We start from the raw sequence: 23,725 nt of genomic DNA, 5'->3' as shown, positions 1-23,725 counted from the left end.
CAGTGGAGTCCGCCCGTACAATCCTGGCGACCAAATCGGGGGCGTCAGCAGCGGGGGAGTCCGCGTGGAAACCATCATCGTGCAGTTGCCCGGGCCCGCCCAGTACGGCGGGGACGAGCCGGGCAGGCCCGACCTGATCCATCTCGGGCCCGGGGACCTCGCCGACTTCGGCCGCGGCACGCCCGGCGGGGCGGGGGTGCGCATCAGGCTGACCGACCCCGGGATCTCGCGCCGCGCCGGGCAGTTGGAGGCGGCCGGCGACTACTGGCGGCTGTCCAACTTCAGCCGCAGCGTGTCGTACGTCGTGGAGAACCTGGAGGGAGCCGGCGAGTACCTGACCGTCGCCCCCGGGCGGCTCGGCGCGCCCGTGCCGTTCGAGTTCTCGCGCGTGGTGCTCCCCGCCCTGTCCGGCACCGCGGCCTTCAAGGTGTTCGCACCGCAGCACGCCTACCTCGGCGAGCAGGCCGCGCCGGGTAGCGGGGAACTGACCGTCCACCCCTTCGCCCTGGACCCGACGTCGAAGTACTTCCTCGTGCTCGTCGCCCTGTGCGAACCCCGGCTGCGCGACCCTTCCGACTCGGCGCTGCCCGGGGTCGGGCAGATCGTGGAGCGGCTGCGGCCGCTGGAGTCCTGCCGGGACCTGACCCGCTCCGCGGTCAACTACCACATCGACTATCTGGCCTTCGCCAAACTGCGCCTGGACCTCGGCGAGGAGACCGCGACCGGAGCCGACGGCGGCCGCACCGGAGCCAAGCGCTCCCGGCTCGCCTCCGTCGCCCTGCGCTTCGGCCTGGTGCGCGAGGAACACCTCGGCCTGCTGCCGTCCCGCGGAGCCGGCCGCCTCACGCCGCAGGAGGCAGGCGCATGACGAGATCCGGCGTCCCGGACGACATGGCGGACGACATGGAGATACCCGGGCCGCCCCGGCTCCCGGAGGGCTTCCGGATCGACGGCTGGGAGGTGGGCGCGGTCATCGGCTCCGGCGGCTGGGGGACCGTGTACGAGGCCCGCACCGTCGCCGACGGCACGCCCGTGGCCGTGAAGGTGCTCCCGACCGGCGCCCTCGGGCCCGGGCAGCGCGCCGCGCTCGGTGAACTCGTCGAGCGGGAGGTCCGGTTCAGCGCCGAGGCCGACCACCCCCACCTGGTGCGGACCCACGCCGTATGCACCGTCGAGGCACCGGAACTGCCCACCCTGGACGGCGCGTTCGCACTGGTCATGGACCGTGCCGAGGCCAGCCTGAAGGACGTCCTGGACGCCGCCGCCACCGGCGGGCCGATCGACGACGCCGACCGCGTCCTGCGAGGAGTCGCCGCCGGGCTCGCCCACATGCACGACGCCGGCTGGGTGCACGGCGACCTCAAGCCCGCCAACGTCCTGCTGGGCCCGGCCGGGCAGGTGTGGCTGGCGGACTTCGGGCTGGCCGCCGAACTCGACGGCACGCACGCCCATCTGCCGCCGCTCGGCACCCTGGACCACCTGCCGCCCGAGTGGTGGTCCCAGCGCACCGGCACCCAGGGCGCCGTCGTCCGGCCCACGGCCGACATCTGGGCCTTCGGCGTCCTCGCCCACCAGGTGCTCACCGGTGGGCTCCACCCTTTCCCCGGCGCGACGGCCCGGGCCCGTTCCCTCGCCGCCCAGGCCTACGCGCGCGGCACCGCATCCCTGCGGCTCGGCGCCGGCCTCGATGACGGCCTGCGGCGGCTGATCGCCGACTGCCTGGCGCCGGACCACACCACCCGTCTCCCGCACACGGCCCGTGACGTCGCCGCCCGCGTCGAGGACCTCACCCGCGGCCCGCACCCCAGCCGGCGGCGCCTGGTGCCGGCCGTGGCGGCCGGGCTCGCCGTGCTGACCGCCGCCGCACTCGCCGGGGCGGCACTCCTCGGCGGGTTCGGCGGCACCCAGGACGACGACGACCGCGACCGGGGCGCCCCCGTCGCCGGTAAGCACAGCCCCGCCCCCGTCGCCGGCACGCACAGCCCCGCCCCCGGTGAGATCCCGGAGGACTCCGACGTCCCCCGGGCGCTGCGCCCCGTCATCGCTCGCGCCGCCCACCGCTGCACCGACGAGGAGATCACCCCCGCCCTCCTCGCCGCGCTGCTCAAGGCCGAGAGCGGCTTCGACGTGAACGCCGCCCGCCCCGAGAGCGAGGAGTACGGCATCGCCATGTGGACGCCGTCGGTGTTCCGGGCCTGGGCGGTGGACGGTGACGGGGACGGCGACAAGGACCACATGTCGCCGCCGGACGCGATCGCCACCATGAGCCTGTACGTGTGCTGGCTCGACCAGCGCTTCAAACAGGAGGGACTGCCGAAGAAGGACCTGCCCGCGCTGGTCGCGGCCGGCTACCGCACCAGCGACCGCACGGTCATCGAGGAGGGTGGCGTCCCCGCACGGGTACGCCCGCACGTCGACAAGGTGCTGGGCTACCTCGCCGCCTACGAGCGCTGACCGCCTGAGCCGCACTCCGGGACGCCCGGCAGCCGGTTGCCGGGTGAGCTGATGTAGATGTTGGAGACGTAGCCGCCGTACTGGGGCAGATAGGCCCACCACTCGTTGGTGTAGGGCGGCACGCTGACCACCTGGCCCCGCACCTGACAGCCCACCAGCACCTCGACCCCGGCCGGGAGCCGCGTGACCCGGGCGTCGCCCGTGGCCGGGCCCCTCCGGACGTTCACGAACTCGCCCCAGGTGCCGAACCAGGTCCCCGCGGGCCGTACCCCGCCCGGCACGTTCAGCGAGCGGGTCAGCCGGCCGAGGTCGGTGTACGCCTTCCCGTACGGCGTGCCGGCCGGATGCAGCGTCAGCACGGCCACGATCGTGCGGTCGTCGGCGCCCACCGTGCCGGTGGTGTGCAGTGCCGGGCGGGTGAGGTCCACACCGGCGGCGCCCCTGGTCGCGGGAGCGGTGGCTCTGGTGGCGGGAGCGGCGGCCTTCGTCCCGGAAGCGGCCGCCGTTTCCGAGGCGCCGCACGTCCCCTTCGCGTACTCCCCGGACCAGCCCTGCTTCACCGCCCAGGGCCGGTCGAACGAGCCCGCGATGCCGAAGTGCTGGTCGAAGTGGTCCGAGGCGCAGCGTGTGGAGCGGCGCAGGTGGTCCATGACGAAGTCGCGGACGGGGGCGGGCGCCTCGTCCAGGAGGTGGCGGTAGACCGCGACGGTGTCCCGGGCCGACAGGGCGGTGTAGCCCCAGTAGCCCTCGTACCCGGCGGGCGGCGGCGCGGTGTCGCGCAGACCGAGCCGGGCCGTCATCCGGTCGATGATCGCCGGGCCGCCGTACTCCGACCAGTAGTGGTTCGCGGCAGCGTCGTCGCTGCTGCGCAGCATCGGCTCCAGCAAGGCCCGGTCGGCCTCGGGAATCGTGTGATCGGGGCCGCGGTCCCACAGGAAGTCCAGGGCCAGCAGCAGTTTGACGACCGAGGCCGACCGGAACCGCGCGCTCTCGCCGACCTGTTCGGTGAACGTGCCCGTCCGTCGGTCGAACACGGCGATCCCGGCGGTGACGCCGTCCGGGATCAGGGCGGCCTGTGCCGAGGGGGCGGCCGTCCCCGGCCGGGGGACCGCGGCCGCACCGCCCGCGAGCGACGCGACCGTCACGAGGGTCGCGAGCGCGGCGGCGCCGCGCAGGAGCATACGCATGGTTGCCCTTTCCGAAACGGGACGACCTGGGGGTCGACCCTGATAAATGTCAGGTGTCGCCGGCCTGGTGACCGTCCGTACGGTCAGCCCAGTGGGCGATGCGCCGGCCGGACCGCCGGCCCGCCCGCGCACGACCACGACATCCGCCGACACACACGAAAGAGGGGGCTCATGAGCCGCCGATCGCTCAGGACACTGCTGGCCGCCGGAGGCGCCGCCGCGGTGATGGCGCTCCTCCCGACCGCCGCCCACGCCGCGCCGCACTCGGGCGGCAACTACGGGGCCTACGGGAACGAGGGGCAGTACCCCACCACGAACTACTGCTCGGGCACGTTCCGGCAGGTCGGGGCCACCAAGTACGCCGAAGGCATGGCCCTGAAGTACTTCTACTCCGACAAGTGCGGCTCCTTCGCCCGGATCGAGAACTCCCGGCCCGGCTGCGCCGCCGTACTCCAGCGTTCCGACAGCGGCGTGGGGCGGGTCGACGGCTGGGTCTCCGAGACCGTCGACTCCGGCATCACCTACGCCTACACGCAGATGGGCAACAACCTCAACGGCCGCGTCTCGCGTGCCCTGCTCTCGTGCGACGGCCACGACCTGACCCAGACCGGCTGGTACTGAGCCGCACACACGCCACAGGGGGCGGCCGGTGCTCCGGTCCGCCCCCTGTGGCGCGTGCTGCGTCAGCAGTCCGGGACTCCGGCGATCTTCTGGCCGCCCCGGATGTACAGGTTGTTCACCCAGGCGATGTCACTGCCGGCGAACTCCTGGACCGCCGTCCACCAGTTGTTGGTGCCGACGGCCGGGTCGTGCACGGTCTGGCCCTGCGTCTGGCACACGGCGTCCGCCCACCACTTCGAACGGACCGCGAGACGAGGGGAGTCGGACGTCGGCTGCTGGCGCAGGTTGACGTCGGTGGCCCAGACGTAGACGTCGGTCAGGGTCGGGTCGCCGCCGTTGGCAGCGGCCGGGGCCGCCTGGGCGGTGGTGGCGAGGCCGCCGACGGCGAGCGCGGCCACGGCGAGGCCCATGGCGGTACGGCTGATCATTCGCTTCATGTGTCTGTCCCCCGTAGGACGTTGGTGGTGTGGTCGGGCGTGGTCATGGTCCGGGTCAGCAGCGCGCCGAGGCCGGCAGGTCGCCGTACTCGTTGCCCTTGAGGTACACGGCGCTGACGTAGCCCTCGAGGAGCTTCACCCAGACGTCGTTGGAGTAGCCGTTGTCGGTGATGCGCTCGCCGCGGGTCCAGCAGTAGGCGCCGAGCGGCTGGCCCGCCGGAACGGTGGCGAGGATTCCGTGGGACGTGCCCGGGCCGTAGCGGACGTTGACGGTCTCGTACGGCACGACCGCGTACGGCGCGGCCATGACGCGGGCGCCGCCCTGCTCGCCGGCGGCGGACGCGGCGGCGGTCCCCGCGGTGAGCGGGCCGAGCAGTGCGAGCGCCCCGGCGCCGACGAGCGCGGCCCTGGCGAAGATGCGAGTGGACATGTCGAGTTCCCCCTGAGGTGTGGCCGACGCTCAGAACTGTAGGGAGACCAGGGGCGACGCGGTCCCTGACAATTGTCAGGGTCGCGCGGGACAACAGGGGTACGGGCGACGGTACTTGGCCCTCCGGAGGCGAGCCGCGCGATACGGCCGAAAACCGCTCGACGACCACGCCCGCCGCTGTCTACGATCCACCGCGCGGCATCGCGTGTCGGTCACCGGCCGGGTGAGGCATGGAGGCGCCGCGAAGATGCCCGTGGAGGCATTCAACCGTGTCTGTCGAGTTCAATCACACCATCGTCCTGTCCCGTGACCGGGAGAAGTCCGCCCGCTTTCTCGCGGAGATCCTGGGTCTGGAGGTCGGGGCACCGGCCGGGGTGTTCCTGCCGGTGACGACCGCCAACGGCGTCACACTGGACTTCCTCACCATCGACGCCGACATCCCCATGCAGCACTACGCGTTCCTCGTCTCCGAGGACGAGTTCGACGAAGCCCTCGCCCGGCTCGTCGCGGCCCGGATCCCGATCCAGGCCGACCCGCACGGCAACCACCCGCGCAAGATCAACCGCAATGACGGCGGCCGGGGCGTGTACTTCCTCGACCCGGCGGGCCACGGCCTGGAGATCATGACCCGCCCGTACGGCGCGGACCCGTCCTCACCGCTGAACGGCGTCACTGAGGACGTGCCGGGGGCGATCTGAGCCGACCCGGGCCGGGGCGTTCGCCGGCCGGCGAACGCCCCGGCCCGGGGCCGGCCGGTTCAGGCGCCCTCCTGGTGCGCGGGCCGTCTCAGCGCTGGTAGAGACCCACCAGCGTGCCGTCCGCGATGCGGCGCTTCTCGACCTCCTCGTGCACTTGGTCCGCGCGGGGCGCGTCGGGCAGGACGCACGGCTCGGACAGGGCGTAGAGCCGGAAGAAATAGTGGTGTGCGTCGTCCTCGGGCGGAGGGTGCGGGCCGCCCCAGCCCCGCTGCCCGTAGCCGTTCACGAGTTCCGTGCCGCCCGGCGGGCAGTGCCCGGCCTCGACGCCGTCGCTGTGCGGGTCGATGCCGACGACGACCCAGTGCGCGAAGGTGCCCGACGGAGCGTCGGGATCCTCGCAGAGCAGGACCAGCTCGGCCGCGTCGTCCGGTACGCCGCTCCAGGTCAGCGGCGGAGAGACGTTCGGTCCCTCGTACGCGTACCGGCGCGCGATGAAGGAGTGGTCGTTGAACGCGTTGCTGCGCAGTGCGATGCCGGTCATGTGCCCCGGGGTACCCCCGCGGGACCCGGACATGCGGTTCGGGACCGATGGCCTCGGGTACCCGTGAGCCGTCCGGAACGCGCCGGAAAGAGGTAGGGGACGGAGGATCACGAGGATGTCTCCCCTGGCAGAGGACTCCGCGGCACATCCCCGGGAGGACCGTCGCGCCCCCGCCCGCACCGCACGGTTGCGCAACCGCATCCCCGAGCCCGACGAGGAGCCCGACCTCCTCGGCCAGTACCTCACGCAGATCGCGGCGACACCGCTGCTCACGGCGGAGGACGAGGTCCTGCTCGCCCGGCGGATGCAGGCCGGAGTGCGGGCGCTGGAGGAACTGGAACGGGCCGACGCCGGTGAGATCGACCTCGCGCCCGAGCGGCGCGGAGAGCTGGAGGAGGCCGCACGGGACGGGCAGGCCGCCAAGGACCACATGGTCCGGGCCAACCTCCGGCTCGTCGTGTCGATGGCCAAACGGCACGCCCACCGAGGGCTGCCCCTGCTGGACGTCATCCAGGAGGGCAACGTGGGGCTGATCCGTGCCGTGGAGAAGTTCGACCACACCAAGGGATTCAAGTTCTCCACGTACGCGACCTGGTGGATCCGCCAGGCGATCGAGCGGGGTCTGGCCGCGCACGCGCGCACCGTACGGCTGCCGATGCACGTCGTCGAGCAGCTCCAGAAGGTCGCCAAGATCGAACGGCGGCTGCAGCTCGACCTGGGCCGCGAACCGAGCGTCGACGAAGTGGCCCGCGAGAGCGGCCTCGCCGCCGACCGGATCGGCTGGCTGCGCCGCGTCGGCCGGCAGGCCGTCAGCCTGGACACGCCCGTGGACGAGACCGGCGAGACCGTCGTCGGCGACCTCATCCCCGACACCGAGGTGCTCCAGGCCCCGGAGGTCGCCGAGTACCAGGCCCTCGCCGAGGAACTGCACGAGGCCGTCGGCACGCTCGCGCCCCGCGAGGCCATGATCCTCAGCCTCCGCTTCGGCCTCCACGACGGCCACACCCGCAGCCGCGACGAGGTCGCCCGCCGTGTCGGCCTGACCCGCGAACGGGTACGCCAGCTGGAGAAGGAGTCCCTCGCCCGCCTACGGGCGCCGGAGAACCGTGACCGCCTGATGGCCTGGGCGGGCTGACGTCCGGCCGAGCCACCCCAGCACGCCAGTTCACCCGCCCGTCAGCGTCAGCGAGCCGTCCGGTGCCGCTGTCACCGTCACCCCGTCGCTGACCCGGTCGAGTGTCGTCCGCAGCCATGTGCGGTCCTCGCGGGACGCGGGTTCCAGGCGCATCCGGCGGGCGCGGAGCGGGACCATGCGCAGGTCCGCAAGTCGTCCGCTGTCCGCCTCGACCGCGGCGAGGAACGCGAGGCGCAGGTCGTCGCGGTACTCCTCGTAGCCGGTGATGCCCTCGTAGTCGTCGATGAAGTCGCCGCAGCCGTACAGGATCAGCCGGTCCCGGTACACCTCCAGCGGACGGGGGTGGTGGGAGGAGTGGCCGTGGACGACGTCGACCCCGCCGTCCACCAGGGCGTGCGCGAAACGGACCTGTTCGCGGGGCACGCGGAACCCCCAGTTCGTGCCCCAGTGCACGGACACGAGCGTCAGGTCACCGGCCCGGCGGGTACGCCGGACGTGCCGCAGTACGGTGTCGGCCGCGGCGGGCGAGAGCTCGGGCACGTACGCCACACCGGGCCGGTCCGCCGTCGCCGCCCAGCCGGACGGGATGCCGCTGGAGCGCGCGCCGAGGGCGAGGACCAGCAGGCGGCGGCCACCGGGGAGGGGAACCGCGGCGGGGGCGCACGCCTCCTCGGCGTCACGTCCCGCACCCGCCGTCCGCAGACCCGCCCGGGCCAGCGCCTCCAGCGTCTCCAGCAGGCCGGGGCGGCCGAAGTCCAGGACGTGGTTGTTGGCGAGGACGGTCACGTCGGGCCGGGCCACGGCCAGGGCGGGCAGGTTGGCCGGGTGCATCCGGTAGTGGATCTCCTTGTCCGGGGCGAACGTGTCCGCGGACGTCACCGACGTCTCCAGGTTCACGATCCGGGCGTCCGGGGCGGCCTCCTCCAGCACCCGCAGCGCCTCACCCCACGGCCACGACGGGCCGACGGGCGCGGGCACCGGGCCGTGCGCCGACTCCGCCAGCCGGACGTAGGACCGCGCGTCCTCGACGTACGCCTCCCGCAGTGCCGGATCACCGGGGTGCGCCAGAATCTGGTCGACGCCGCGCCCGAGCATCACGTCACCGCACAGGAACAGCGTCACGACGCCGCCGCCCACCCCTCCACGGTAGGCGCACCCCGGACGGCGGGGTCAGGCGTCGACCGTCACCGCGCACGACCACCCGTACGGGCCCGGCCTGATCCGCAGCTCGTCCCACGCCACCGCCCTCGGGACCGCCCCGGTGATCTCCACGTCCGCGAGGCCGGTGACCGCCAGCCGTACGTCCAGCCCGCCGTCGGCCTCGTCCGCCTCCACGTCCACCGGCACCTGGCCGTACACCTCCAGCCGGAAGATGATCTCGTCCAGCAGAGAGGCGAGCAGGTCGTCGTCGCTGGCCTCGGTCAGCCGCACCCGGTCCACGGCGGTCGGACGCACCCCGGAGACGTCCGCGAAGCACTCCACCATCGCCAGGACGGCCTCCGCCAGACAGTGCTCCCGGCACGCCGCCCACGCCTCGATCCGGATGTTCTCCGGATGCGGCACCGCCCGGTGCCCGCACTCGCCCGCCTGCCGTCCCTGCCCGTCGTCGCCCCTGTCACCGCCCATGAACATCGACTGCCCGAGGCTGCCCCACCCATGCAGCGACCGGCCCGGCGATGGATCAGACGGGCTCGTCCGCGAGGTACGGCGGTGCCGGGTCGTACTGGATGTAGCGCCGCACCGCCCGCGCGTGGTCCCGGCCGTGCAGCCGCCCCACCAGCCACAGCGCGCTGTCGATACCGGCCGAGACGCCCTGGCTGGTGACCAGGTTGCCGTCCACGACGTAGCGGACGTCCCGGACGACCGTCACGTCGCCGCGCGCCTCGAGGGTGTCCTCCTGGCTCCAGTGCGTGGCCACCCGCCGCCCGCGCGCGATACCCGCGGCGTGCAGCAGGAACGTGCCGGTGCACACGCCGTGCACCCACGCGGCTCGCTCCGCCGTCTTCCCGATCCAGTCGGTGACCACCGGGTTGTGCAGCTGCGCCTCCCGCGCGCCCCGGCCGCCCGGCACGTGCAGCACGTCCAGCGGCGGGTGGTCGTCGAGGGTGTGGTCGGGCAGGACGCGCAGGCCCTTGTTGCAGCGCACGGGGCCGGGGTGCTCGGCGACGAGCACGGCCGAGTCGGCGCCGTCGCGGAGCATGGCGGAGACCGTGAAGACCTCCCAGGGCCCCACGAAGTCGAGCTCCTCGGCTTCCTCGAAGACCAGCAGGCCGTATGTCGTCATACGGGTTCCCCTTTCTGTGAGACGTGGTGAGCGCTTTTCTGCGAGACGTGGTGAGCGTTCCTACGAGACGTGGTGTTCGTCGGCGGGTTCCGCGGTGGAGCGGAAGCGGGCGCGGTAGTCCGACGGCGCGATGCCGAGCCGGCGGTGGAACGTGCGGCGCAGGGTCTCCGCGGTGGTGAAGCCGTAGCGGCGGGCGATGGCCTCGACCGGTTCGTCCCCCTCGGTGAGGGCGCGCTGGGCCGCCTCGACGCGCACCCGCTCGACGTACGCGGCCGGCGGCACGCCCAGTTCGGCGGTGAAGCGGCGCTGGAGGTGCCGTGGACTCAGCCCGGCGTGCGCGGCGAGGCCGGTGATGTCGTGCCGGGCGCCCGGATCGGCATGGATCGCGGTGACGGCGGCCCGCACCGGGTCCGTCGCCGGCTGCCGCGACCACAACGCCACGCTGAACTGCGACTGGCCGCCCGGCCGGCGCAGGAACAGCACCAGCCGGCGGGCCACCGCGTGCGCCACGTCCCGGCCCAGATCGTCCTCCACCAGGGCGAGCGCCAGATCCATCCCGGCCGTCACACCGGCCGACGTCCACACCGGCCCGTCCCGGACGAAGATCGGCTCGCAGTCCACCCGCACCTCGGGGTGCTCCCGGGCCAACTGCTCCTCGCGGGCCCAGTGCGTGGTGACCCGGCGCCCGTCCAGCAGCCCCGCCGCCCCCAGCAGGAACACTCCGCTGCACACCGAGGCCACGCGCCGGGCACCCACCGCCGCGGCGGCGATCCAGGAGACCAGCGCCTCGTCCTGCCGGGCCCGGTCGACACCCCGGCCGCCGACCACCACAAGGGTGTCGATCCCGGCCGGGCCGAGGTCCGCCACGCCGTGCCCGGCGTGCACCAGCAGCCCGCTGACCGACCTGACCGGGCCCGCCCGGGGCGCTACGACCTCGCAGGCGTAGTCGTCGCCCGCGCTGTGGAACACCTCGTGCGGGCCGGTGAGGTCGAGCGGCTGGAAGCCGTCGAAGACGACGAAGACGATACGGCGGGACGTCATGCTCTCCACGCTCCTCCGGCCCCGGGCATGGCGTCAACGACACGCACCCCACGGATCGCGCCATGCGGGACGGTGAGGCGGGACGGCCGCCCCAGGGTGGGTAGGCGGGCGGCAGGACGAGCGAACCGGGGGACAGGAGGCCCGCGATGATCTCCCAGACGGTCACCGTGCCCGTCGGCGGCGCCGCGCTCACCGGCGATCTGACCGTGCCGCCGGCCGCCCGCGCGGTCGTGCTGTTCGCGCACGGCAGCGGCAGCTCCCGGCACAGCCCCCGCAACCGCGAGGTCGCCGCCGGCCTGCGCACCGCCGGGCTCGGCACCCTGCTGATCGACCTGCTCACCGAGGAGGAGGAACGGCTGGACCTCCGCACCGCCGAACTCCGCTTCGACATCCCCCTGCTGGGCCGCCGGCTGGTGGCCGCCATCGACTGGCTGGCACGGTCGCCCGGCACCCGGGGCCTGCCCGTCGTCCTGTTCGGCGCCAGCACCGGCGCGGGCGCGGCCCTGGTCGCCGCCGCCGAACGGCCCGATCGGGTGCCCGGGGTCGTCTCGCGCGGAGGGCGGCCCGACCTGGCCGGCGACGCCCTGGAGGCCGTCCGGGCGCCGGTGCTGCTGATCGTGGGCGGCCGGGACAGGCACGTGCTGGGGCTCAACGAGGAAGCGGCCCGGCGGCTGCACGTCCCGCACACCCTCCACGTGGTGCCCGGCGCCACGCACCTGTTCGAGGAGCCGGGCACGCTCGACCAGGTCACCGAGGTGGCCCGGCAGTGGTGCCACGACCAGCTGAGGACCGCGGCGGGCTGACGGCGGCCCGCGTCAGCCGCTCACCGGCAGGTCGATGCGCAACCGCGCGCCCTGCCGCAGCAGTTCACGCTGCACGAGCCGGTACGGCACACCCCGCGGCCCGTGCCCGTGACGCACGGTCAGCGCGGCGCACACCCCCGCCGCCTGCCCGGTCGCCATCGCGATCGGCATGACCCGGTACGACGAGTGCGCCACGTGCGTCCCCGAGATGCAGCGGCCCGCCACCAGCAGCCGCTCCGTGCCCTGCGGCACGAGACAGCGCAGCGGGATGTCGTAGAAGCTGCCCGCGGGCACCCGCTTCAGGACCGTCCCGGAGCCGCGGGGGTTGTGGATGTCGACCGGGTAGGCGCCGTGCGCGACGACGTCCGGGAAGCGGCGAGCGGCCAGGATGTCGTGGCCGGTGAGGTGGTAGTCGCCGACGACGCGCCGGGTCTCCCGGACGCCGATGTGCGTGCCGCTCTGCACCACGTACGACTCCTCGAAGCCGGGCACGCGGGTGCGCAGGAAGCGGTCGATCTCCGCGAGCTGGCGCCGGGCGGTGTACTCGGCCCGGGTCAGGTCCCACACGCTGGTGCCGAGCACCCTGTTCACGCGGGTGCTGTTGACGCTGACCTCGCGCGGATGCGGCGTCGCGAAGAACAGGATGTCCTCGCGCGGCAGCCGCAGATCACCGTCCGCCCGGGCCTCCTCGACCAGGTCCCACAGGCCGTGCACCCCGCGCCACTGGTCGGGGTGCTCCCGCACGTACGCCGCGAAGTCCGGCCGGGCGAAGTCCGCGACCCGGAACATCAGGGTCATCGGCTGCACCAGCCCGTCCTCCGGCCGGCCGATCTCGTACGGCGCCCCGCAGGCCGCCGCGACATCGCCGTCGCCCGTGCCGTCCACGACGACGTCGGCGTCGATCACCACAGGCCCCGACTTGGTCTCGAACACCACCCGCCAGCCGTCGTCGAGGCGCAGCGCCGTGGAGGCGAAGGCGTGGAACAGCATCCGCACGCCCGCCTCGTCCATCATCTCCAGCAGGACCAGCTTGAAGAGTTCCGGGTCGAAGGGGACCGTGTACCCGGTCCTGGGGGAGGGCTTCAGACAGCCGCCACGGCCCATGAGCCGGTCCAGCAGCTGCCACAGCACGCCCTGGACGACCGGCTCGCCCTCGCCGTGGTCGGTGGGCAGCAGCCGGGCCTCGTCCCCGGACTCGGTGAACGTGGCCTGCTTGTGCTCGTTGTGGAACGACATCAGCGGCATGACCAGCGCCGCGGTCGCGTTGCCGCCGAGGAACCCGTAGCGCTCCACCAGGACGACCTCGGCCCCGGCGTCGGCCGCCGCGACCGCCGCGGCGAACCCGGCCGGGCCGCCGCCGACCACCAGGACCTGCGTCCGGCCGCCGTGCTGGGCGGGCCGTTCGGGCAGGGTGACGGTGCGGGGCTCGCGCGGTTCTTGAAGGATCGGCATCGGTGTCCTCCAGCGGGCGGGGCCTCGGCGTCGGCGTCACACGCCCAGCGGACGGGGTTCGGCGGTGGGCGGGTGCGGTGGTTCTGCCCGCGTGTCCAGGAGGGGAGCGCTGCCGACGGCCTCCTCCGGCCCGCCGTCGACCTCGTCCAGCAGCAGTCCGCAGCGTGCGCACGTCTCCAGGGCCTGCGTGGACAGCTCCCGGACGCGGGAGTGCAGCTCCTCCCGGCGCTGCGGGTACTCGTCCCACAGCCGGTCCACCTCCGCCAGCAGCAGCCCGGCCTGCTCCCGCGCCACGCCCACCAGGGCCGGAGCGCCCATCCGGCGTGCGAAGTCGAAGACCTTGCCGGAGTAGGGCAGCGGCAGCACCGGCAGCCCGGACAGCGCCGCGAAGATCACGAAGTGCAGGCGCATGCCGACCGCCAGGTCCAGGTGGCGCATGAAGCCGAGCACCTGCCCCGGGCTGTACGCGCCGTGCAGGATCCGCCCCTTGTCGGGAGCGGTCATGTGGGACAGCACGGCGTGCGCGTGCCGCACGTCGTGCCGCTCCATCGGCAGGAACACCACGTGCGCGTCCAGCCGGCGGACGAGGAAGTCGGCGACGTCGGCGAGCAGCGCGTGGTAGTCGCCCTCGTCCAGCTTCTCGGCCGCCCGGCCCGGCTCCCGGACCGACATCCCCACCAGACGCGAGTCGGTGGGCACGCCCTCGTGGCGCATCATCTCGTCGGTGAACGGCTCCGGCTCCAGGAGCAGGGCCGGGTCGGCGGTGACGACGACGTCGCGTTCGACACCGACCTCCTCCAGCACCAGCTTGGACTCCTCGTCGCGCACCACGACGTCGTCCATGTCGGCCAGCACCGTGCGCACGGCCTCCCGGTCGTCGGCCTCGCGCAGCGGACCGGCGCCGATGGCGTAGGCGAACGTGCGGATGCCGCGCTCCTGGGCGGCCCGGACCAGGCGCAGATAGCGGCGCGCCTCGCCGTCGAAGAGGAGCCCGCCGCCGCCCAGGACCAGCACGTCCAGCGAGGCCAGGGCGTCCAGGACGTGGTTGCGGCTGACGCCCTCCCAGTCCACGACCTCGTCGGCGCCCGGGTGATGGGCCCGGGTGTGCTCGGCGTTCCGGCTGAAGACGACCAGCCGGGCCTCGGGCCGCTGGGTGCGCAGACAGCGCAGGACACAGGTCAGGATCGACTCGTCGCCGATGTTGAAGCCGCCGTACGAACCCAGCACGCCGATGCGCGGGCCTGGCCGGGCGGGCTGCGGATGGGAAGGGGCCGTGGTCATCCGGGTGCTCCCGTCGCGTCGGAGTCTGCTCGGTGGACCGGTGCGCTGCGCCGGTGGTGCGGGGAGGGCCGTGCCCGTGCGTGCGATCCGTGCCGCAGGGGCACGGGTTGCCTGCGCCGCACCGCCGGAAACACCCCGCGTTCCGAGTGTGACGGAGGTCCGGAAGGTGCGCATTGTCCGGTAGGCGAGGTGTGCATTGTCCGGTGGGCGGGGGGTACGCGGGAGCCGGACCGGCGAAGGGTCCTCTCCGCGCGGGAAGCAGAGGTGACCGTCATGCGGTTCCGTGATCGTCGGCAGGCCGGCGGGGAACTGGCCGAAACGCTGCGCACCCGGCAGAGCGAGGGGGCGCTGCCCGACTCCCTCGTCCTCGCCCTGCCCCGCGGTGGGGTCGCCGTGGCGCGCGAGGTCGCCGCGGCGCTGGACGCCCCGCTCGACGTCCTGGTCGTACGGAAGATCGGGGCGCCTTCCCAGGAGGAGTTCGGCGTCGGCGCGATGGCCGGGGACGAGGTGCCGCTCCTCGACGAGGACGCCATGCGCCACCTGGGCCTGCGGGAGGCCGCCCTCGCGCCCGTCATCGAGCGGGAACGCGCGGAGCTGCGCCGCCGCGAGGCGCTGTACAGGCAGGGCCGTCCCGCACCCGACCTGCGCGGACGCACCGTGATCGTGGTCGACGACGGGCTGGCGACCGGTTCCACGGCCCGGGCCGCGCTGCGATTCGTCCGCCGCCAGGCGCCCGAACGGGTGGTGCTGGCCGCGCCGGTGTGCTCCCCGGAGGCGGCCGAGCTGATGCGCGCCGAGGCCGACGAGGTGATCTGCCTCTACCAGCCGGCCGCGTTCATGGCCGTGGGCCTCTGGTACGAGAACTTCGACCAGCTGACGGACCAGGACGTCCTGGAGGCGCTGCACGCGCAACTGTGATCGATTGTTCATCTGACAGGTGTGGCGAAAACCAGCCACGACGGACAACGATGTCCCATCCCCACACCTGCAACAGGAGCACCAGTGAACGTCTCTCTCTCCGTGTGGCTGCTGACCGTGGCAGCTCTGTGCGTGCTCGTCGCCGTCGATTTCTTCGTCGGCCGCAAGCCTCATGACGTGTCCGTGAAGGAAGCCGGGACGTGGACGGTGGTGTGGATCGTCCTGGCGGTGCTGTTCGGGCTGGGGCTGTGGTACTTCGGTGGGAGCGGACCCACGGGTGAGTTCTTCGCCGGTTACATCACCGAGAAGTCGCTGAGTGTCGACAACCTCTTCGTGTTCGTCCTGATCATGGGGAAGTTCGCGGTGCCCTCGCAGTATCAGCAGCGGGTGCTGATGGTCGGGGTCCTGATGGCCCTGGTGCTGCGGGCCGGTTTCATCGCGGCCGGCGCGGCGATCATCACCGCTTTCTCCTGGGTGTTCTACCTCTTCGGCGCCTTCCTGATCTGGACTGCCTGGAAGCTGATCCAGGACGCGCGCAAGCAGGACCACGAGGAGGAGTACCAGGAGAACAAGCTGCTGAAGATGGCGGAGCAGCGCTTCGGCGTGGCCGACCGCTATCACGGCACGAAGCTGTTCATCACGGAGAACGGCAAGCGGATCATGACGCCGATGCTGGTCGTGATGCTCGCCATCGGCTCCACCGACGTGCTGTTCGCCCTGGACTCCATCCCCGCGATCTACGGGCTGACGCAGGACCCGTACATCGTGTTCACCGCGAACGCCTTCGCCCTGATGGGCCTGCGCCAGCTGTACTTCCTCATCGGCGGCCTGCTGAAGAAGCTGGTCCACCTCTCCTACGGCCTGTCGATCATCCTGGGCTTCATCGGCGTGAAGCTGGTGCTGCACGCCCTGCACGAGTCGGGCGTCCACGTGCCCGAGATCAGCATCCCCTTCTCGCTGAGCTTCATCGTGCTGGTCCTGGCCGTCACGACGATCACCAGCCTGCGGGCTTCGAAGAAGCAGGAGGCCGCGGCCGAGGAGGCGGAGCGGATCACCGGGTCCCGGTAGGTTCCCCCGGTCGCCGCTCGGGGACGGTCGCTCGGAGGCGTCAGACGACGCCGTCCGTGCGCAGGGCCGCCACCTCCTCGTCGGTGCGGCCCAGCTCGGCGAGGATCGCCTCGGTGTGCTCGCCGACCGCCGGTACGGGGTCCATCCGGGCGGGCAGGCCCGCGAGGTCGGCCGGCGGGAGCAGGGCCTCCACCGTCGCCCCCGGCACCCCGACCTCGGTCCAGCGGCCGCGGGCGGCCAGCACCGGGTGGTCCAGGAACGCGGCGACGTCGTTGACCCCGGCGCAGGCGATGCCGATGGCCCCCAGGCCCTTCAGGATCTCCTCGGAGCCGGAGCGGGCGAAGCGCGCGGCGACGATCGCGTTGAGCTCCTCGCGGTGGGCGACGCGGTCGGACGCGGTGGCGAAGCGCGGGTCGCCGACCAGCTCCGGCCGGCCGAGGAACTCGGCGCACAGGGCCGTCCACTCCCGCTCGTTCTGGATGGAGAACAGCACCTCCTTGCCGTCGGCGGCCTCGTACGTCCCGTACGGCGCGATGGTGGCGTGCTGCGTGCCCAGGCGCGGGGGCTGGGTGCCGCCGTGTCGGGTGTAGTAGGCGGGCTGGCCCATCCACTCCGCCAGCGCCTCGAACAGGGACACGTCCACCGGGTGGGCCTCGCCGGTGACGGCCCGGGTGTACAGGGCCGTGAGAATGCCGCTGTAGGCGTACATCCCGGCGGCGATGTCGGCGACGGAGATCCCGGTCCGGGCGGTCCCCTCCGGGGTTCCCGTCAGGGACACCAGCCCGGTCTGGCACTGCACCAGCAGGTCGTAGGCCTTGCGGTCGGCCCAGGGGCCGGTCGTGCCCCAGCCCGATATCGTGCACGGGATCAGACCGGGGCGGCGGCTGGTGACGGTGGCGGCGTCCAGACCGAGCCGGCCGGCGGCGCCCGGGGCGAGGTTCTGTACGAACACGTCGGCGCCGTCGAGGAGTTCGTGCAGGATCTCGCGGCCCCGCGGATCCTTGAGGTCCAGCGTGAGGGACTCCTTGGACCGGTTGAGCCACACGAAATAACTGGAGTGGCCGTGCACGGTCGTGTCGTACCGGCGGGCGAAGTCGCCGCCACCCGGCCGCTCCACCTTGATGACACGGGCGCCCAGGTCGGCGAGCTGCCGGGTGGCGTAGGGCGCGGCCACGGCCTGCTCCAGGCTGACCACCGTGACCCCGGCCAGGGGATACCGCTGCACGCTCATGCCTCATGCTCCTGAACCTCGTACCGGACGGCGCCCGGACAGTCTCTCCCAGGCGGACGGCGGCGGCTGAGGACCCCTAGGCCCGGGCCAGACGCCGCATCGCCAGCGCCAGTTGCAGCCGGAGCCGGCCCTGCGGGGTGCGCACCGGCCAGCCGAGCAGGTGCTCGGCGTGGGCCAGCCGGTCCTGGAGCGTCGAGTGGTGGACGTTGATCTCGGAGGCGGCCGCCCGCAGGCTCGCCGTGGCCGCGACCGCGTGCAGGGTCGCCGCCAGCCAGGGCGTGCTCGCCGCGGCCGCCTCCAGGGCACGGACGTCCTGCGGCGGTTCCGCACCCGGTACGACGAGATCGGCGAGGAGGGCGATGCCGCCCAGCTCCTCGGCGTGCACGACGCGCGGCCCGGGGTCCTGCGGGGTGCCCTCGGCGGTGAACCGCAGGGCGGTCCGGGCCTCGGCCCACGACCGGGGGAGTTCCAGCACGGGCACGGCGGGCCCCACACCGAGCCGTCCGACCGCGTCGGCCTCCGTCCCGGCGGGTACGACCCGTGGGCGCCCGTTCAGCGGGGCGAGAGCCCGGGCCGGAACGCCGGGATCGAGGCCGAGGCGGCGTGCGGCATGCAGCCGGGCCGCTTCCGGGGCCGTGCCGTCGAGCAGGGTCTCGACCTGCGCCGGATCGTCGGCCGGGGCGCGTCCGCGGGTACGGTCGAGAACGAGCCGCAGCACACCGGCGGCCCGCTCGAGAATCACCGCGTCGACCACACTGGACGCGACCCGGTCGTGTCCGAGGTCAACTCTGCGGGCCGCCGCCCTGGCGTGGTCGGCGCCGACGAGGCGGGTCGCCGTCCCGGCAGGGTCCGTGGCGGGCACGGCGCGGGGTGCCGGCCCGGTATGGCCGGTGTCCGACATGTCGTGGGCCACTGCGGCTCGGTCCGTGTCCTTGGCGTGGGTCGCCGCTCCGGCAGGGTCGATGTCGACCAGCGGGGTCGCCGCTCCGGCACGATCGATGTCGACCAGGGAGGTCGCCGCCCCATCACGGTCGACGGTGACCACTGGGGATGCCGCCCCGGCACTGTCCGCTGTCACGGCGCCGGGCGCCAACCCGGCACGGTCCGTGCCCAGCGCGCCGGACGCCGTCCCGGACCGCTCCAGCCACAGGCCCGCCGTGCCGTCCGGCGACAGCCGTGCGGACGGCCAGGCGGGGTCCGGTGGCTCGTCCGTGTCCCGTCGGGTGCCGTCGGGCTCCACCCGTACGTGCACGCGCCGATCGGGGTCCACCAGCCGGGCGGGGCAGCCGGCCAGCACGGCGGCACCGCGTACGAGTGCCTCCACACCGGCCCTGGACTCGGCCAGGCGGTCGAAATAGGCGATGACCCGGACCGCCGCACCGGCATCCGGATCGAGCGCGGTCAGGCGCCCGGCCAGCTCTTTCATAGGCCCATGGTGCGGCATGCGGCCGCCGAACGGGCCCCGGCCGCCGTCGGCTGCCCGGTACGAGGGTCAGCCGGGCGGCACGCCGGACTCCCCGCCCGTCACGCGCTCAGCAGCCTCCGCAGCCAGTTCACGTGCGCCGCCCGCGCCGACTGGGAGAGCGCCGCCTGCGGTGCGAAACCGTCGAAGCCGTGGAAACCGCCGGGCCAGACGTGCAGCTCGGCCACGCCGCCCGCCTGCCAGATGCGCGAGGCGTAGGCGACGACCTCGTCCCGGAAGGTCTCCGCGGAGCCGACGTCGAGGAACGCCGGGGGCAGCCCGGACAGGTCCTCCGCACGGGCCGGTGCCGCGTACGCCGGCACGTCGGGACCGCCGCGCCGCGAGCCCAGCAGCGCCGTCCAACCGGTCTCGTTGGCGGTGCGGTCCCACACCCCGAGGCCCGCCATCTGGTAGGTCGACGGCGTGTCGTTGCGGTCGTCGAGCATCGGGCACATCAGGACCTGCCCGATCGGCTGCGGCCCCTTGCGGTCCCGCGTGAGCAGGGCCAGGGCCGCGCACAGCCCGCCACCCGCGCTGGCACCCGCGATGACGATGCGCTCGGGGTCGGCACCGAGCTCGGCGGCGTGGTCCGCCGTCCACAGCAGCCCGGCGTACACGTCCTCGACCGGCGCGGGGTGCGGATGCTCCGGCGCCAGCCGGTACTCCACGGACACCACCACCGCGTCCAGGGCCTGCGCCCACGCCAGCGGGACGTCGACGCCGACCCGGTTGTTCCCGATGACCATGCCGCCGCCGTGCACGTGGTAGATGACGGGCCGCGCCCCGGCGCTCGCCGGAGCGGTCGGCCGGCAGATCAGCAGCGAGATGTCGGGCTCCCCCTGCGGCCCGGGGACCCGCCGGTCCTCCACCTCGAACGTCCCGCCCATCGTCAGGTCCATATCGGCCAGCAGCTGTATACCCGGGCCCTGGCGCACCTCGGCGATCTCGTCCAGGGTGAGACCCGGGCTGATCATGTCCTTGATCAGCTCCAGGGCTCCGGCGAGTTCCGGGTCGAACGGGGGCGGAACATGCGTCATGACGTCTCCTCGGGTGAGGTCGTGGCGGCTCGTGCTGCCAGGATCGGTCCCGCCGAGCCGGACCCGGGCGCCGCCGTCCGGCGGAACCTCCCCGCCGTACGGCGGGTGGCGCACCGGTGGCGGACGAGGGCCACGGCCGTGAGCGCCGCGACCAGCGCGCACACCCCGAGCCACCCGAAGCGGCCGTACGCCCGCAGGCCAAGCCACGAGCCGACGGCGCCACCAAGATACGCGCAGGTCATGTAGGCGGTGGTGAGCCGGCTGCGCACCTCGGCGCGCAGTGTCTGGATCCGCACCGTGTTGGCGACCATCCCGGACTGCATGCCGACGTCGAGCAGCAGCGTGCCCACGACCAGGGCCGCCACCCCCGCCGCACCACCGAGACCGCCCAGCGCCAGCACGGCGGCCGAGGCGCCCACCACCAGGAAGCACACCCGGTTGACGGCGTCCGGCCCCCGCCGGTCCACCTGGCGGCCCGCGACCGGCGTGCACACCATGGTCACCGCGTTGACCAGGGCGAGCAGCCCCGCGGCCCCCGCGCCCAAGCCGTACACCGGACCGGTGAGCAGCAGCGCCACACCCGTCCAGACCGCGGAGAAGCCCGCGAACACCAGGGCCTGGTACAGGCAGGAGCGGCGCAGAGCGGGCTCGGCGCGCAGCAGCCGCAGTGGCTCGGCCAGGAGCGCGCCGTAGCTCTGGGAGGAGGACGGGGACGTCGGCGGAAGCAGGCGCGCCGACAGCGCGGCCACCGCCAGGGACAGCACGGCGGCCAGGACGTACGGGGCCCGCCAGCCCAGCCAGTCGCCGAGCGCGCCGCCGGCGGTGCGCGACAGCAGCATGCCCGCGAGGGAGCCGCTCAGCAGCGTGCCGCCGGTGACACCGCGCCGCTCCCGCGGCACCAGACCGGCCGCCAGCGGCCCGGCGAGCGGGGCCGCCACCGTCGTCACCCCCACCAGGGCACTGGCGACGATCAGCGGCACCAGCCCCGGCGCGGCACTCGCCGCCGACAGCCCGAGGCCGGTGAGCGTGAGGAGGGTGACCAGCAGCGGGCGGTACGGGAAGCGGTCGCCGAGCGGGACGAGCAGGCAGATCCCGGCCGCGTAGCCGAACTGCGTCGCGGTGACGACGCCGGCGGCCGCGTCGGGCGAGACATGCAGCCCGGACGCGATCAGGGGGCTGAGGGCCTGGGGGAAGTAGACGTTGCCCACGGCCGCGCCGCAGACGAGCGCCAGGGCCAGAATCACCCGGGGACTCGCGCCCTGGTGCGCTGTAGGCTGCCGTCGATCGTGATCCGTCATGGACCGAAGTCCACGCCATGGCAGGGCGGTTGCCAAAGGATGTAGCGGGGGCCTCAATGATCAGCTTCCGGCTCGACGCCGCGGACCTCGCCGACACCCGCTTCGCGATCTCGCCCCTGCGTGAGGTGATGGGCAGCCTGCGTGCCCTGCGGGCCCCCGCGCTCTACCCCCTGCACGTCCGGTGGCGCGCCACTGTGCTCCAGCAGCTCGACCCGGCCGACGCCCGGCTGCTCGCGGCCCTGGTGGGGGACACCCTGGCCCTGCCCGACTTCCTGACCCCCAGGCCGGCGTCCTTCTCACCCGCTCTCGACGAGCAGCTGACCGTCGTACGGGCCACGCCCGCGCAGACCGTACGCCGTGATCTGCTCGCCGCCCACGCGCCCAGGCCCCTGCCGCCGGCCCTGCGGGCGGTCACCGCGCCCGGTGACGCTCCCGTCGAGGAGTTGCTGGAGGAGCTGTGCGCACTCCTGCGGCGGTACTGGGAGTCGGCGCTGCTGCCGTACTGGCCCCGGATGCGGCTCGTGCTGGAGGCCGACATCACCCATCGGGCACGGCAGCTGGCCACCGGCGGCGCCCGGCTGCTCTTCGCCGACCTGCACCGCAACCTGCGCTGGGACGACGGCGTCCTGCACGTCGACCGGATGCGCGGACACCACCACGTGGACGGCTCCGGACGCGGCCTGCGCCTGGTGCCGTCGCTGTTCGCGCACCAGCCGGCGCCGCCGGTCAGCGCCGCGGAACCGCCGATGCTCGCCTACCCCGGCCGGGGCGCCGCCACCCTGTGGGAACCGGAGCCCGAGCCGGACGCCTCCGCCCTGACGGCCCTGCTCGGCGCGCCCCGCAGCACGCTGCTGCGGCTGCTGGCCGAGCCCCTGCCGACGGTGGAGCTGGCCCGGCGCCTCGGGGTGACCCCGAGCGCCGTGTCCCAGCATCTGCGCGTCCTGCACGCGACGGGCCTGGTCACCCGCGCCCGCGACGGCCGCCACGTCCTCTACCGGCGCAGCCCGCTGGGGGAGCGGCTGGCCCGGCACGGCTCGGCCTGAGCGCTCAGTGGCTCGCGTGACCCGACCGGGCCGGAGCGGACCCGGACGGCGGCCTGCTGCGTGAGACGACGCGTGTGCCGCAGCCGTCGGCGACCCGGACCTGGAGCGAGCCGCATCCGCAGCGCGTCCACTCCGTGCGGCCTGTCGCGGTGGTGTGCCGGGACAGCACCTGGAACGGCTCGCCTCCGTCCGGCCAGCCGCAGTGCGGGCAGACGGTGCCGGTGGTGCTGGTCATGTTTCGACTCCTCGTGTGTCGTGGCTGGTTGACCGTCGCGACACAGCCAGGGTGCGTCGAAAGATCTGTACACGTCCAGGTTGACTTTGTGGACGGCATTGTGAAGCGTGGACTTCATGATTGACCTGCGCCGACTGCACGTCCTGAGGGCGGTCGCCCACTACGGCACGGTCACCGCGGCCGCCCGAGCCCTGCACTTCACCCCGTCCGCCGCCTCCCAGCAGATCCGGCAGCTCGCCCGTGACCTGGGCGTCGACCTGCTGGAGCCGCAGGGGCGCGGCGTCCGCCTCACTTCTGCCGGCGAGAGCCTGCTCGCGCACGCCGACGCCATCCAGGCCCGCTGGGACCAGGCGGAACTCGATCTGCGGGCCGACCACGGGGCGCCGTCCGGGGTGCTGCGGGTGACGGGTTTCCCCGTGGCCATCTCGGTGCTGCTGGCGCCGATGGCGGCCCGGCTGGGGGAGCGGCATCCGCGGCTGTCCGTACGGATCACCGAGGCGGGCGTCCCGGAGAGCTTCGACCTCCTCTTCGAGGGTGACATCGACCTGGCGATCGTCGAGTCGACCCCGCACAATCCGCCGCTGAGCGACACGCGATTCGACCAGCAGCCGTTGCTCGACGACCCGTTCGACCTGGTCGTCCCCGACGGGCACCGGCTGGCCGGACGGGCCCGGATCGATCTCGCGGAGGCGGCACACGAGGCGTGGATCGCGCCGGTGGAGGAGAGCGCCTGCCGCCCGCACGTCCTGTCCGCCTGCGGCGCGGCCGGTTTCAGCCCGGACGTCGTCCATCACGCCCTCGACTGGAACGTCGCCGCCCACCTCGTCGCCCACGGGCTCGGCGTCGCCCTCATCCCGCGCCTCGCGCATCTGACGCCGCATCTCCCGATCACCCGGGTGCGCTGCGAAGGCGATCCCCACCGCAAGCTCCTGACCTGCACCCGCGGCGGCGGCCACGCCCGCCCGGCGGTGGCGACGGCCCTGCGGGAACTCCGGGAACTGGCCACCACGGCAGTCGCCTGAAGCGACTCAGGGGCGGGGGAACTGCGCGAACAGCCCCCACGCACCCG

At 73.6% G+C, this 23,725-nt stretch carries 24 protein-coding genes and 2 pseudogenes; 10 read left to right on the top strand and 16 right to left on the bottom strand.

Going from position 1 to position 23,725, the window contains the following annotated elements; translation table 11 throughout:
• Positions 1-64 precede the first annotated feature (64 nt).
• Together ACZ3I3_RS22800 and ACZ3I3_RS22795 are read left to right on the top strand one after the other, a co-directional pair.
• Positions 65-868 (top strand): serine/threonine protein kinase, encoded by an 804-nt coding sequence (locus ACZ3I3_RS22800; RefSeq protein WP_467367790.1) that lies wholly within the window; start codon positions 65-67, stop codon positions 866-868.
• Positions 865-2,454 (top strand): serine/threonine-protein kinase, encoded by a 1,590-nt coding sequence (locus tag ACZ3I3_RS22795; protein WP_467367788.1) that lies wholly within the window; start codon positions 865-867, stop codon positions 2,452-2,454. Before ACZ3I3_RS22800 ends, ACZ3I3_RS22795 begins: the two co-directional genes overlap by 4 nt.
• Here ACZ3I3_RS22795 and ACZ3I3_RS22790 read toward each other — a convergent pair.
• Positions 2,442-3,641: a serine hydrolase gene (locus tag ACZ3I3_RS22790; protein WP_467367786.1), complete on the bottom strand. Its 1,200-nt coding sequence runs from the start codon at positions 3,639-3,641 to the stop codon at positions 2,442-2,444. The genes ACZ3I3_RS22795 and ACZ3I3_RS22790 overlap by 13 nt on opposite strands.
• 171 nt (positions 3,642-3,812) lie before the next feature.
• Here ACZ3I3_RS22790 and ACZ3I3_RS22785 point away from each other — a divergent pair, with 171 nt between their 5' ends.
• On the top strand, positions 3,813-4,262 hold the full coding sequence (locus ACZ3I3_RS22785) for a hypothetical protein (RefSeq protein ID WP_467367784.1): 450 nt from the start codon (positions 3,813-3,815) through the stop codon (positions 4,260-4,262).
• A gap of 62 nt (positions 4,263-4,324) precedes the next feature.
• Here the strand turns inward: ACZ3I3_RS22785 and ACZ3I3_RS22780 are convergent, their stop codons facing one another.
• Entirely contained in the window at positions 4,325-4,699 is a 375-nt protein-coding gene (locus ACZ3I3_RS22780; RefSeq protein ID WP_467367782.1) for a peptidase M23, read from the bottom strand.
• Between the two features lie 55 nt (positions 4,700-4,754).
• A complete protein-coding gene (locus ACZ3I3_RS22775; protein WP_467367780.1) occupies positions 4,755-5,129 on the bottom strand; it encodes an SH3 domain-containing protein in 375 nt (124 codons plus the stop codon).
• A gap of 269 nt (positions 5,130-5,398) precedes the next feature.
• Here ACZ3I3_RS22775 and ACZ3I3_RS22770 point away from each other — a divergent pair, with 269 nt between their 5' ends.
• Positions 5,399-5,827: a VOC family protein gene (locus ACZ3I3_RS22770; protein WP_467367779.1), complete on the top strand. Its 429-nt coding sequence runs from the start codon at positions 5,399-5,401 to the stop codon at positions 5,825-5,827.
• A gap of 88 nt (positions 5,828-5,915) precedes the next feature.
• On the opposite strand, the gene ACZ3I3_RS22765 is transcribed toward ACZ3I3_RS22770, so the two are convergent.
• A complete protein-coding gene (locus ACZ3I3_RS22765; RefSeq protein ID WP_467367777.1) occupies positions 5,916-6,368 on the bottom strand; it encodes a YbhB/YbcL family Raf kinase inhibitor-like protein in 453 nt (150 codons plus the stop codon).
• Between the two features lie 115 nt (positions 6,369-6,483).
• Here ACZ3I3_RS22765 and ACZ3I3_RS22760 point away from each other — a divergent pair, with 115 nt between their 5' ends.
• On the top strand, positions 6,484-7,503 hold the full coding sequence (locus tag ACZ3I3_RS22760) for a sigma-70 family RNA polymerase sigma factor (protein WP_467367776.1): 1,020 nt from the start codon (positions 6,484-6,486) through the stop codon (positions 7,501-7,503).
• Between the two features lie 30 nt (positions 7,504-7,533).
• On the opposite strand, the gene ACZ3I3_RS22755 is transcribed toward ACZ3I3_RS22760, so the two are convergent.
• Genes ACZ3I3_RS22755 through ACZ3I3_RS22740 form a run of 4 tightly spaced genes read right to left on the bottom strand, consistent with a single transcriptional unit; the run spans position 7,534 to position 10,828 of the window.
• The gene (locus ACZ3I3_RS22755; RefSeq protein WP_467367774.1) at positions 7,534-8,640 is read right to left on the bottom strand and encodes a CapA family protein; all 1,107 of its coding nucleotides are present in this window, start codon (positions 8,638-8,640) and stop codon (positions 7,534-7,536) included.
• Between the two features lie 33 nt (positions 8,641-8,673).
• Positions 8,674-9,129, bottom strand: a complete 456-nt coding sequence (locus tag ACZ3I3_RS22750) for an archease (protein ID WP_467367772.1) — start codon at positions 9,127-9,129, stop codon at positions 8,674-8,676.
• A 55-nt stretch (positions 9,130-9,184) separates the two neighbouring features.
• Positions 9,185-9,787 carry a DJ-1/PfpI family protein gene (locus ACZ3I3_RS22745; protein WP_467367770.1) on the bottom strand — a complete coding sequence of 201 codons (603 nt, stop codon included), beginning with the start codon at positions 9,785-9,787 and terminating at the stop codon, positions 9,185-9,187.
• A 60-nt stretch (positions 9,788-9,847) separates the two neighbouring features.
• Entirely contained in the window at positions 9,848-10,828 is a 981-nt protein-coding gene (locus tag ACZ3I3_RS22740) for a GlxA family transcriptional regulator (RefSeq protein WP_467367768.1), read from the bottom strand.
• Positions 10,829-10,974: 146 nt separating this feature from the next.
• On the opposite strand from ACZ3I3_RS22740, the gene ACZ3I3_RS22735 reads away from it, so the two are divergent.
• On the top strand, positions 10,975-11,631 hold the full coding sequence (locus tag ACZ3I3_RS22735) for a dienelactone hydrolase family protein (protein WP_467367766.1): 657 nt from the start codon (positions 10,975-10,977) through the stop codon (positions 11,629-11,631).
• A 12-nt stretch (positions 11,632-11,643) separates the two neighbouring features.
• Here the strand turns inward: ACZ3I3_RS22735 and ACZ3I3_RS22730 are convergent, their stop codons facing one another.
• The gene (locus ACZ3I3_RS22730) at positions 11,644-13,083 is read right to left on the bottom strand and encodes an FAD-dependent oxidoreductase (protein ID WP_467367765.1); all 1,440 of its coding nucleotides are present in this window, start codon (positions 13,081-13,083) and stop codon (positions 11,644-11,646) included.
• A 36-nt stretch (positions 13,084-13,119) separates the two neighbouring features.
• Complete coding sequence (locus ACZ3I3_RS22725; RefSeq protein ID WP_467367763.1) at positions 13,120-14,364, bottom strand: polysaccharide pyruvyl transferase family protein; 1,245 nt, start codon at positions 14,362-14,364, stop codon at positions 13,120-13,122.
• 273 nt (positions 14,365-14,637) lie between these two features.
• On the opposite strand from ACZ3I3_RS22725, the gene ACZ3I3_RS22720 reads away from it, so the two are divergent.
• Together ACZ3I3_RS22720 and ACZ3I3_RS22715 are read left to right on the top strand one after the other, a co-directional pair.
• On the top strand, positions 14,638-15,282 hold the full coding sequence (locus ACZ3I3_RS22720) for a phosphoribosyltransferase (protein WP_467367761.1): 645 nt from the start codon (positions 14,638-14,640) through the stop codon (positions 15,280-15,282).
• A gap of 84 nt (positions 15,283-15,366) precedes the next feature.
• Positions 15,367-16,350 (top strand): TerC family protein, encoded by a 984-nt coding sequence (locus ACZ3I3_RS22715; RefSeq protein WP_467367759.1) that lies wholly within the window; start codon positions 15,367-15,369, stop codon positions 16,348-16,350.
• 40 nt (positions 16,351-16,390) lie between these two features.
• On the opposite strand, the gene ACZ3I3_RS22710 is transcribed toward ACZ3I3_RS22715, so the two are convergent.
• The 5 genes and pseudogenes from ACZ3I3_RS22710 to ACZ3I3_RS22690 all read right to left on the bottom strand — a co-directional run bounded on the left by ACZ3I3_RS22710 (position 16,391) and on the right by ACZ3I3_RS22690 (position 21,378).
• The gene (locus ACZ3I3_RS22710) at positions 16,391-17,581 is read right to left on the bottom strand and encodes a CaiB/BaiF CoA transferase family protein (protein WP_467367757.1); all 1,191 of its coding nucleotides are present in this window, start codon (positions 17,579-17,581) and stop codon (positions 16,391-16,393) included.
• Positions 17,582-17,657: 76 nt separating this feature from the next.
• Positions 17,658-18,338: pseudogene (locus tag ACZ3I3_RS22705) on the bottom strand (helix-turn-helix domain-containing protein); the annotation flags it as partial.
• Between the two features lie 366 nt (positions 18,339-18,704).
• Positions 18,705-19,007, bottom strand: a pseudogene (locus ACZ3I3_RS22700) (helix-turn-helix domain-containing protein); the annotation flags it as partial.
• A gap of 98 nt (positions 19,008-19,105) precedes the next feature.
• The gene (locus ACZ3I3_RS22695) at positions 19,106-20,080 is read right to left on the bottom strand and encodes an alpha/beta hydrolase (RefSeq protein ID WP_467367755.1); all 975 of its coding nucleotides are present in this window, start codon (positions 20,078-20,080) and stop codon (positions 19,106-19,108) included.
• The gene (locus tag ACZ3I3_RS22690; protein ID WP_467367753.1) at positions 20,077-21,378 is read right to left on the bottom strand and encodes an MFS transporter; all 1,302 of its coding nucleotides are present in this window, start codon (positions 21,376-21,378) and stop codon (positions 20,077-20,079) included. Before ACZ3I3_RS22690 ends, ACZ3I3_RS22695 begins: the two co-directional genes overlap by 4 nt.
• Before the next feature lie 56 nt (positions 21,379-21,434).
• On the opposite strand from ACZ3I3_RS22690, the gene ACZ3I3_RS22685 reads away from it, so the two are divergent.
• Positions 21,435-22,421 carry an ArsR/SmtB family transcription factor gene (locus ACZ3I3_RS22685; protein WP_467367751.1) on the top strand — a complete coding sequence of 329 codons (987 nt, stop codon included), beginning with the start codon at positions 21,435-21,437 and terminating at the stop codon, positions 22,419-22,421.
• A gap of 4 nt (positions 22,422-22,425) precedes the next feature.
• Here the strand turns inward: ACZ3I3_RS22685 and ACZ3I3_RS22680 are convergent, their stop codons facing one another.
• Positions 22,426-22,656, bottom strand: a complete 231-nt coding sequence (locus ACZ3I3_RS22680) for a hypothetical protein (RefSeq protein WP_467367749.1) — start codon at positions 22,654-22,656, stop codon at positions 22,426-22,428.
• Between the two features lie 116 nt (positions 22,657-22,772).
• Between ACZ3I3_RS22680 and ACZ3I3_RS22675 the strand changes: the two genes are divergently transcribed.
• The gene (locus ACZ3I3_RS22675) at positions 22,773-23,678 is read left to right on the top strand and encodes a LysR family transcriptional regulator (RefSeq protein WP_467367747.1); all 906 of its coding nucleotides are present in this window, start codon (positions 22,773-22,775) and stop codon (positions 23,676-23,678) included.
• Positions 23,679-23,725: the final 47 nt, after the last annotated feature.

The sequence above is a fragment of the Streptomyces sp. NPDC016851 genome (assembly GCF_055562795.1).
This window is presented reverse-complemented; position numbering and strand designations above follow the sequence as displayed.